General features: G+C 75.6%; 8 protein-coding genes. 4 read left to right on the top strand and 4 right to left on the bottom strand.

Features of this window, described 5'->3' with window-relative positions:
- Positions 1–4 precede the first annotated feature (4 nt).
- Positions 5–793, bottom strand: coding sequence for an NAD(P)-dependent oxidoreductase (locus ACFU6K_RS21635; protein WP_380665367.1), 789 nt, complete (start codon positions 791–793; stop codon positions 5–7).
- A 71-nt stretch (positions 794–864) separates the two neighbouring features.
- Between ACFU6K_RS21635 and ACFU6K_RS21630 the strand changes: the two genes are divergently transcribed.
- Positions 865–1746 carry a LysR family transcriptional regulator gene (locus tag ACFU6K_RS21630; RefSeq protein ID WP_380665365.1) on the top strand — a complete coding sequence of 294 codons (882 nt, stop codon included), beginning with the start codon at positions 865–867 and terminating at the stop codon, positions 1744–1746.
- Positions 1747–1910: 164 nt separating this feature from the next.
- Entirely contained in the window at positions 1911–2516 is a 606-nt protein-coding gene (locus ACFU6K_RS21625) for a DinB family protein (RefSeq protein WP_380665363.1), read from the top strand.
- Between the two features lie 98 nt (positions 2517–2614).
- Here ACFU6K_RS21625 and ACFU6K_RS21620 read toward each other — a convergent pair whose 3' ends face one another.
- Positions 2615–4147 (bottom strand): alpha/beta hydrolase, encoded by a 1533-nt coding sequence (locus ACFU6K_RS21620; protein ID WP_380665361.1) that lies wholly within the window; start codon positions 4145–4147, stop codon positions 2615–2617.
- A gap of 125 nt (positions 4148–4272) precedes the next feature.
- Between ACFU6K_RS21620 and ACFU6K_RS21615 the strand changes: the two genes are divergently transcribed.
- Positions 4273–4737 (top strand): MarR family transcriptional regulator, encoded by a 465-nt coding sequence (locus ACFU6K_RS21615; protein WP_380665359.1) that lies wholly within the window; start codon positions 4273–4275, stop codon positions 4735–4737.
- A 117-nt stretch (positions 4738–4854) separates the two neighbouring features.
- Positions 4855–5421: a cupin domain-containing protein gene (locus tag ACFU6K_RS21610; RefSeq protein WP_380665357.1), complete on the top strand. Its 567-nt coding sequence runs from the start codon at positions 4855–4857 to the stop codon at positions 5419–5421.
- Between the two features lie 320 nt (positions 5422–5741).
- Here ACFU6K_RS21610 and ACFU6K_RS21605 read toward each other — a convergent pair whose 3' ends face one another.
- Together ACFU6K_RS21605 and ACFU6K_RS21600 are read right to left on the bottom strand one after the other, a co-directional pair.
- Positions 5742–6506, bottom strand: a complete 765-nt coding sequence (locus ACFU6K_RS21605; RefSeq protein ID WP_380665355.1) for a hypothetical protein — start codon at positions 6504–6506, stop codon at positions 5742–5744.
- Positions 6507–6697: 191 nt separating this feature from the next.
- Positions 6698–8296, bottom strand: coding sequence for an alpha/beta fold hydrolase (locus ACFU6K_RS21600; protein ID WP_380665353.1), 1599 nt, complete (start codon positions 8294–8296; stop codon positions 6698–6700).
- Positions 8297–8713 lie beyond the last annotated feature (417 nt).

The following is an 8713-nucleotide window of genomic DNA, read 5'->3' as shown; positions in this document are numbered from 1 at the left end:
CGCCCTACCGGCCGCGCCGCAGCGCCCCCGGGACCGCCGACAGGTCCTCCTCGGCGATCTCCGGGTGCGCCAGCAGCACCTGGCGGGCCGCCACCAGCACCGGGCCGCCGCCCGCCAGGGCGAGGTCCTTGGCGGCGAGGCGGACCGGGAAGTCCGACCCCGTGCCGAACGCCCGGGCCGCCACCCCCGCGAGCGGCCCGGCCGACAGCACCTCCCGCGCCTGCTCCTGCGGCACGCCCAACTCATCGGCCACCGCCAGGACTTCGCCCAGGACGGTGACGGAGGCGACGATCGCGCCGATCGCCACCACCTTCAGCGCCGCGCCCGCGCCCGGGCCGCCGCAGCGCCGTACCCGGCCCAGGTGCTCCAGGACCGGCTGGGCGCGGTCCAGGTCGGCGTCCGCGCCGCCCGCGAAGACCGTCAGGTCGCCGGTGGCCGCCGGGCCCGTGCTGCCCATCACCGGGGCGTCCACCAGGGCGACGCCGTCCGGCAGTCCGGCGCGCAGGGCGGCGGTGGCGCGCGGGCCGATCGAGGACATGTCGATCCACAGGGTGCCCGGGACGAGTGCGGCCGTGAACCGTCCGGCCAGCTCGGTGACGGCCCCCGGGTCGGACAGCATGGTGACGACGACGTCCGCGCCGCGCACGGCCTCCGCCGGAGTGGCGGCTTCGGTGAGGTCCCCGGCGCGGCCGGGGGAGCGGTTCCAGACGGTCAACGGGTAGCCGGCGGCGGCGAGTCGGCGGGCCATCGGCAGGCCCATCCGGCCCAGTCCCAGAAAAGCGATCTTCTCCATGGCCGCCACGCTAGGCAGCCACGAGCCAGGCGACAAGCGAATGTCCCGCATGGTAGTCATGCGGAATGGACATGGCTTGGCTGGACGTCTTCCGCACCGTCGCCCACCTGGGCTCCTTCACCGCCGCCGGCGAGCGGCTGGGCTTCACCCAGTCCGCGATCTCCCGCCAGATCGCCACCCTGGAAGCCGAGTTGGGCACACCGCTGTTCGACCGGCTGGCACGCGGGGTGCGCCTCACCGAGCACGGCCGGGCGCTGCTGCCGCACGCCGAGGCGATGCTGGAACGGCTCGACACCACCCGGCGCGACCTGGTCGCCCTCACCGAACTCACCGCCGGGCGCCTGCGGGTGGGCGCCTTCGACAGCGCCAACGCCGCCCTCGTGCCCGGCGCCCTCGCCGCCTTCCGCGCCGCGCACCCGGACGTGGCGATCAGCCTCACCGAAGGGCTGGCGGCGCACCTGCTGGACCTGCTCGCCGAAGGGGCGATCGACCTCGCCCTGGTCGCCTCGTACACCGAACCCGCCGACACTGGCGAGCAGTTCGACTTCCGGCCGCTCATGGACGACCCGGTGCTGGTCGCCCTCCCGCGCGGGCACCGCCTCGCCAGGCGCCGCCGCCTGCGCCTGGCCGAACTCGCCGACGAGCCCTGGATCGCCGCCCGCCGGCACGCCGAGTCCACCCTCCTCGCCGCCTGCGTCCGCAGCGGCTTCCAGCCCCGCATCGAGTACACCGTCGCCGCCTGGACGGCCAAACTCGGCCTGGTGGCAGCCGGGTTGGGCGCCACCCTGATCCCCTCCCTCGCCGCCCGCGTCACCCGCCCCGGCATCGCCCTCATCCCCCTGCACCCCGACGACACCCCGGTCCGGCAGGTCTACACGGTCACGCGGCGCGGCCGGCGGGTGCCCCCGGCGGCCGAGGCCTTCGCGGCCCTCCTGCGGCAGGGCGCCGGTTAGCGGCGCGGGGCGAGGACGGCCGCCGGGGCGCCGGCCGCCGGGCCGCCGAGACCCGGGCGCTGCGCCGATGTACGCGGCCGCGGCCATGCCCCGGCTCTGCCGGTCGTCGCGGACCGGGGACGGGATCTTGAGGCCACGAGCGGCCCATGGCAGGCTCATGGCGCATGATCGATGACTTCGCGAAGGACAACCTGCACGGGCGACTGCGGCGGGATCGTGAGGCGCTGCTCTGGAAGCTCGACGGCCTGTCCGAATACGACGCCCGCCGGCCTCTGACAGCGACCGGGACCAACCTCCTGGGCCTGGTCAAGCACGTGGCCACCGTCGAGGCCAGGTACTTCGGCGAGGTCTTCGGCCGCCCTTCCCCGGAACCGCTGCCCCGGTGGCAGGACTCCGACGGCAGCGATCTGTGGGCGACCGAGGACGAGACCCGCGATCAGATCACCGGGTTCTACCGGCGCACGTGGGAACACTCGGACGCGACGATCGACGGGCTTCCCCTCGACGCCCCCGGCCACGTGCCGTGGTGGCCGGAGCCCCATGCCGGCACGAACCTGTTCGCCGTCATGGTCCATGTCCTCGGCGAGTCCATCCGGCACGCCGGGCACGCCGACATCCTGCGCGAGGGCCTCGACGGCCGGACCGGGTTGCGCGCCGAACACGAGAAGCGGATCGACGAGCAGGCCCGTGCGGCCTACCGCGCGAAGATCGAGCGGGCCGCCAGGTCGGCCGCACCGGTCGAGGCTCAGGGGCCGTCTCACGTGGCGTGACGTGATGTTCGTGCGGGCAGGATGCCGGTGGTGGGTGCTGGTCCATCGAGGCGTCTGGCGCCTGACGACTCCGGGGGTCGGCCGCCGCCCCCGCTCCCTCAGCAGACGGTGTCCGCGGTCGGCAGCGCCCCCGTCGACAGGTAGGCGTCCACCGCCGCGTTCGCGCACGCGCTGTAGCCGTTGAGGGCGAGGGTGTGGACGCGGCCCGGGACGGTGACCAGGCGGGAGCCGGACAGGCGGGCGTGGAGGGCCAGGGCGCCCTGGTAGGGGGCGTGGGTGTCGCCGGTGGCGTGGAGCTGGAGGGCGGGGACGGCGTTGCGGACCTCGACCGGCGGCTCCAGCGGGGCGCCGCGCCAGGAGGCGCACGGGACGGGGCCGTTGTAGACCGGGCCGAAGACCGGCTCGGCGGCGCGGGAGCGTTCGACGGCGTCGCGGTACCACTGGGGCGAGCGGGGCATCGCCACGTCGTCGCACACGATGGCGATCGTGGACGACAGCCCGGCGCCGGCCTCCGGGCCCGGGGCGAGGAGCATGGTCAGCAGCTGGTGCAGGGCCGCTCCCGCCTGCACCGGCCGGCCGTCGGCGGCGTCCAGCAACTGGCGCAGCGCGTCCGCGTATTCGGCGCTGTCGCGGTCGTCGCTCTGGAAGACCGCGAGCAGGACCGGCAGCAGGGCGCCGTCGAGCCGGTAGCCGTCGACGGCGATCGGCGCCGCCTCGGCCCGCCGCACCAGGCCCTCGACGGTGGAGCGCACCGCCGCCGGGGTGGCGCCCAGGTGGTGGGCGGCGTCGCGCGGCGCGGCCCAGGCGGCGAAGTCGTCCAGGGCGCGCTCGTTGGCGCCGCCCATGTCCTGGAACGCCCCGATGCCGTACCGCGCCGGGTCGAGGGCGCTGTCCAGCACCAGCCGGTCGACGCGCCGCGGGAACAGCTGCGCGTACACCGCGCCCAGCATCGCGCCGTAGGACTGCCCGAAGAAGGAGGTCCGCTGCTCGCCCAGCGCGGCGCGCAGCACGTCGACGTCCCGGGCGGTGTTGCGGGTGGTCAGGTGGGGCAGCAGGTCCGGGTACGTGGTCCAGCAGGCGTCCGCGTCGGCCTTGGCCAGGCGCCAGGCCTGGTCGAAGCCGGCCTGGCCGGTGCCGGTCGAGCGCAGCCAGGTGCCGCGGGTGAGGCCGCAGTCCGGGCCGCCGGCGCCGACCCCGCGCGGGTCCATGCCGACGAGGTCGTAGGCCGCCGCCGTCTCGGGCGCCAGCTGCTCGCGCAGCGCGGCCGGCATGTCCAGCCCGCGCTCGCCGGGCCCGCCGGGGTTGCTCTGGAGTATCCCGCGGCGCTTGGCGGGGTCGGCGGCGCGGATCCGGGAGACGGCCAGGGAGAGGGTGCGGCCCCGCGGCTCGCGGTAGTCCAGCGGGACGGTCAGGGTCGCGCACTCGGCGCCGGCGGCGGCCAACTGCGGTTCCTGGCAGGCGGACCAGGCGAGCGACTGGCGGTGGAAGCGCTCCAGCGGGTCGGCGGCAGGGGAGGCCGAGGATGCCGAGGACGCGGGGGAGGGGGAGGCGGGGGAGGCGGGGGCGGCCGCGCCGAGCACGGCGGCCGCGGACAGGGCGAGGGCGGCGGCGAGCGCCGGTGCGGTCTTCATGTGGGCCACCCTAGAAGGGAGTTGACCACCGCCGGGCCCCGGGCTCCGGAACTCCCTTGACCTCAAGTCTGCTTGAGGTCCTACGGTCGGTCGTGTCCTGACGACCAGGTGAAGGAGTACCGGACGTGACGATCAAGACCTACGAGCCGCAGACCATCGCCGCCCAGCCCATCGGGGCGTGGACCGGCGAGCTCTTCCGCCGGCTGGTGGTGGACGGACTGCGCGGGCAGCTCGCGGTGGAAGGCCTCACCCAGCCGCACTGGTGGACGCTCAACCACGCGGCCGGCCGGCCCGGCGGGTGGACCCGCACGACCCTGACCGAGCGGCTCACCCCGTACGACGACCAGGACACCGCCTTCGACGCCGTCTTCGACGACCTGATCGCCCGCGGCTGGCTGACCGAGGACGCCGACGGGGCGTTCACCCTGACCGGGGAGGGCGAGGCCGGCCGCCTGCGCGCCCGCGAGCGCAACCTGGCGGTCAGCGAACGCGCCCACGAGGGCATCGGCACCGAGGAGTTCGTGACCACGATCAACGTGCTGCGCCGGATGGTGGCGAACCTCGGCGGCAACGGGAACCTCCCCGACTGACGCCGCCCGGGTGGCGCGGGGGAGGGGAGCAGTCCGGAGCCGGGGAGGGAATTGACCCATGGAAATGGTCGCTGATTGCCACCTGATCGGGGGTCTTTCCGGCCATAGGTTGGTCACATGACGACGACGAAGAACACCGCCCCCGCCGCCCCCGCCGCCCCCGCTACCACCCCCGCCCCCGTCACCACCCCCGCCTCCGCCTCCGCCCCCGTGCTGACCCGCTGCGCCGAGGCCGAGATCTGCGCCGACCCGAGCTCCACCATGACGCTGCTCGCCGACTCGGCCCCGGGCGAGGGCGGCTTCACCGTCTACCGCTCCACCTTCGCCGCGGGCGCCCCCGGGGCGCCCGCGCACTTCCACACCCGGGCGTGGGAGCTGTTCTTCGTGATCGGAGGCTCGCTGCGGGTGCTGGTCGGCGAGGAGGTCACCGTGCTGGGCGCGGGCGACTTCCTGGCCGTGCCCCCGCACACCCCGCACGCCTTCGCCGCCGCCCCGGGCTCCGAGGCCGACGTGCTGTGCGTGTTCGCGCCCGGCATGGACCGCTTCGACTACCTGCGCCTGCTGGGCAGTGTCATGCGCGGCGAGACCGCGCCGGGGGCGATCGCGGCCTCCTCCGAGCGCTTCGACAACCACTACGTCGACAGCCCCGCCTGGCGCGCGGCCCTGGCGGGCGACGGCGCCTGAGGCCTGCGGGGCCGCTCGACGCGCCGGGACCGCCCGACGGGCCGGGGCCGCTCGACGGGCCGGGAGCTCGACGGGCCGGGATCGCTCGACGGGCCGGGGCCGCCCGGGTGTGGAACGGTGGAAGACCGGAAGTGTCCCGGCTGCGAGAGGAGTGGCCATGTCGTCGAAGCGCCGCCGCAAGAAGAAGGCCAGGGCCAGGCGCGGGGCCAACCACGGCCGCCGCCCCCAGTGCTGAAACGCGGCCGAACGGGTGAGGGTGCCCGGACGGGCCCGGCAGGCCGCCCGGCACCCTCCGCTCGGATCCGCCCGGCACCCTCCGCTCAGAGCCGTCCGCGCCCCGCGAAGCCGCCGCGCGCCACCTTGTGGTACTGGCAGTAGTCGACCCAGTCCGCGCCGAAGGCCAGCTCCAGGACCACGCCCCGCCCGTCCGCCCGGGCCTCCTCCAGCAGCCGCGCCGCGTCCGCGTCCGGCGGGGTCTGCTCCAGTACGAACAGCCGGTTGGGGTACGGGCCCGCCGGGATCGGGTCCCGGGGCGGGATGCCGGGCCGGTCCCAGAACAGCGTCGCGCCGGGGCTGGACAGGCAGGGGGAGTCCATCCGCCGGCCGTTGGCGTCCACGCCGCCGTCGCGGTACCAGCGCAGCGCGTGCTCCAGGCTCCCGTGCGGGTCCGGTCCCTGCCCCTTGGCCTGCCACTCGGCCACGTCCGCCGCCTCGATCCGCGCCAGGACGTCGAGGACGTCCTCGCGGACGACGAAGTAGGCGCGGGCGTAGATCCGGCAGACCAGCAGGGTGTCCCGGGGGTGGTCCCGGCCGTAGGGGGACGGGCGGGTGGACTGGTCCAGCACCTGGGTCAGCACGTGCTCGACCCCCTCCACCGCCCCCAGCGCCTCGACCAGCCCCTGGATCCGCTCCCGCTCCGCCGCCCGGGCCGCCCGCGCCGTCGGCGAACCGATCAGCCTGAGCTTGCGCCGTTCGGTCGGCCAGTGATACGCCCGCAGCGACTGCACGCCGTTGAGGACCGGGTTCGCCAGCATGACGACGAGGTACACGAGGCTCGTGGCCACGTCCTTGAGCAGTTTCTTCACCGGCAGGGGGTCCTCTCGGGTCGCGCGTGCGTCTGCGCCCACACCCTGGCCCGTCCGCACCCCGGCCCGCAATCCGCCCCCGTACTCAACTCCCCAGCGTGTACGCACCGTTGCCGAGCGCGAGCGCGAGCGCGAGCGCGCGCCGTCCGCCGCCGCCCGGACCGTGTACGGGCGGCGGCGGGACCCTGCCGCTACTTGGTGCAGGTCAGGTCGGCCTCCGGCAGGCGCCCGCCCGCCAGGTAGGCGTTGACCGCGTCGTCCACGCACGCGTTGCCGTACGTCCCGTACAGCCCGTGCTGGTCGGCGCCCCGCAGGGTCAGCAGCCGCGAGCCGGGCAGCATCCCGTGCAGGGCGACGCCGTCCCGGTAGGGGGTGCGCGGGTCGCCGGTGGCGGAGAGGATCAGCGCCCGGGCGTCGCGGCGCACCTCGGTGGGCGCCTCGCGCGGGGCGTCCAGGAAGGCGCACGGGGAGATGTTGTCGACCAGCGGGCCGGACAGCGGGTACCGGGCGCGGTCGCGCTCGATCCGGCGCCAGTACTCCTCGGGATCGCGCGGCGCCGCACCGTCCGCGCACTGGATGGCCTGCGAGATGCTGCCGGCCTGCGAGCCCTGCGGGGTGAACAGGAAGCGCAGCATCGCGGTGGTCTCGGCCGAGGGGGTGGCCGGACGGCCCGCCGCGGCCTCGGCGAGCACCGCCATCAGCTCGGCGAGGCCCGCCCGTTCCGGGTCGGAGTCGCCCTGGAGGCTCAGGAACACCAGCAGCGGCACCCGGGTGTCGTCGAGCTCGAAGGCGTCCGCGCCGGTGCCGACGACGAGCGGGCGCGCCGCGGCCGCCCCGACCGTCCGCAGCACCCCGGCGACCACCTCCTCGCGGGTGCGGCCCAGCCCGTATGTGTCGTGGCGCCGCGCCGCCCAGTCCGCCCAGTCGGCGAACGCCCGCTCGTTCGCCTGCACCATGTTGGGGAGCAGTTCCGGCCCGGCGTGCTCCGGGGCCAGCGCGCCGTCCAGGACCACCCGGTCGAAGCGGCCGGGGAACATCTGGGAGTACACCGTGCCCAGGTAGGTGGCGTACGACAGGCCCAGGTAGGAGATCCGCCGCTCGCCCAGCGCGCCCCGCACCACGTCCATGTCCCGGGCCGCGTCGCGGGTGCCCGCGTGCGGCAGCAGGTCCCCGGCCGCCGAACGGCACCGGGCCGCCAGGTCCCGCTGGAAGGCGACCTGGCGCTCGAAGGAGGCCCGGGTGGTCCCGGCGGAGGTGATGCTGAAGCCGATCGGCCAGTCGCAGTCGAGGGGGGCGCTGCGGCCGGTGAAACGCTGGTCCAGCCCGACGATGTCGAAGCGGGCGGCGGTGTCCTTCAACGCGGCGTGCACCCTCGTCGGCGCGCCGAGCGTCGGACTGCCGGGGCCGCCGTCGTTCAGCAGCAGCGTGCCGATCCGGTGGCGGGTGTCGGTGGCCTTGATCCGGGAGAGCGCGAGGGTGACGGTGCGTCCGCCGGGGTCGCCGTAGTCGAGCGGCACGGTGACCTCCGTACAGCGGGCGCCCGCCTTTTCGAGGTCGGCGCCCACCTGGTCGTCCGGGCCCTGGACGCAGCTGTGCCAGTCGAGGCGCTGCTGGTAGTAGCGGTCGAGGGCCGGGGTGGCGGCGGCCTGGGCGGGGACGGTCGCGGCGGCCGTGGTCAGGGCGGCCGCGAGGGCGAGACCGGCCGCGAGGGTGCGGCGGCGGGCGCGTGGCCCGGCGGGGCGTGGTTCGGTGCGGTGTGGCTCGGCGGTGCGGGGGCGTGGTTCGCTCATGACGTCTCCTCGGCGGTGCGGGGCCCGGCGCGGGCCGTGGCGAAGGCAGGGGTCGTGACGACGATCGCGGTACCGGCGGCCGTGTCTACGGAGGACACCTGCACCTGTGCGAGCTGACGGTACGTCAAAAAACGGACGCCGGGGACCGGATGGTCAGTGTCCACGGCATGGACATCCCCGCCCGCCCGCAGCGGAGGCGCTCCCGTCCGGCCCGCCGCCGGGTGGGCCGGACGGCGGGCGGAGCCGCTGTCGGTGGCGTGTCCTACGGTGATGCCGTCGGCGGGTACGCGGTGCCCGCACGAGCACCGCACGATGGAGACGACGATGACCCGCACCACCCCGAAGCGCCCCGTGGACCTGGAGCAGCTGTTCCCCGAACTGGTGCCGCTGCGCCGCGACGCCGTACGCCTCCACCCC

This window comes from Kitasatospora sp. NPDC057512, assembly GCF_042802135.1.
Lineage (GTDB): Bacteria > Actinomycetota > Actinomycetes > Streptomycetales > Streptomycetaceae > Kitasatospora.
This window is presented reverse-complemented; position numbering and strand designations above follow the sequence as displayed.

Excerpts from the sequence above, each read along its gene's own strand:
- ACFU6K_RS21635 (WP_380665367.1), bottom strand. The coding sequence starts at position 793 with ATGGAGAAGATCGCTTTTCTGGGACTGGGCCGGATGGGCCTGCCGATG.
- ACFU6K_RS21620 (WP_380665361.1), bottom strand. The coding sequence starts at position 4,147 with ATGAAGACCGCACCGGCGCTCGCCGCCGCCCTCGCCCTGTCCGCGGCC.
- ACFU6K_RS21625 (WP_380665363.1), top strand. The coding sequence starts at position 1,911 with ATGATCGATGACTTCGCGAAGGACAACCTGCACGGGCGACTGCGGCGG.
- ACFU6K_RS21630 (WP_380665365.1), top strand. The coding sequence starts at position 865 with ATGGCTTGGCTGGACGTCTTCCGCACCGTCGCCCACCTGGGCTCCTTC.
- ACFU6K_RS21600 (WP_380665353.1), bottom strand. The coding sequence starts at position 8,296 with ATGAGCGAACCACGCCCCCGCACCGCCGAGCCACACCGCACCGAACCA.
- ACFU6K_RS21610 (WP_380665357.1), top strand. The coding sequence starts at position 4,855 with ATGACGACGACGAAGAACACCGCCCCCGCCGCCCCCGCCGCCCCCGCT.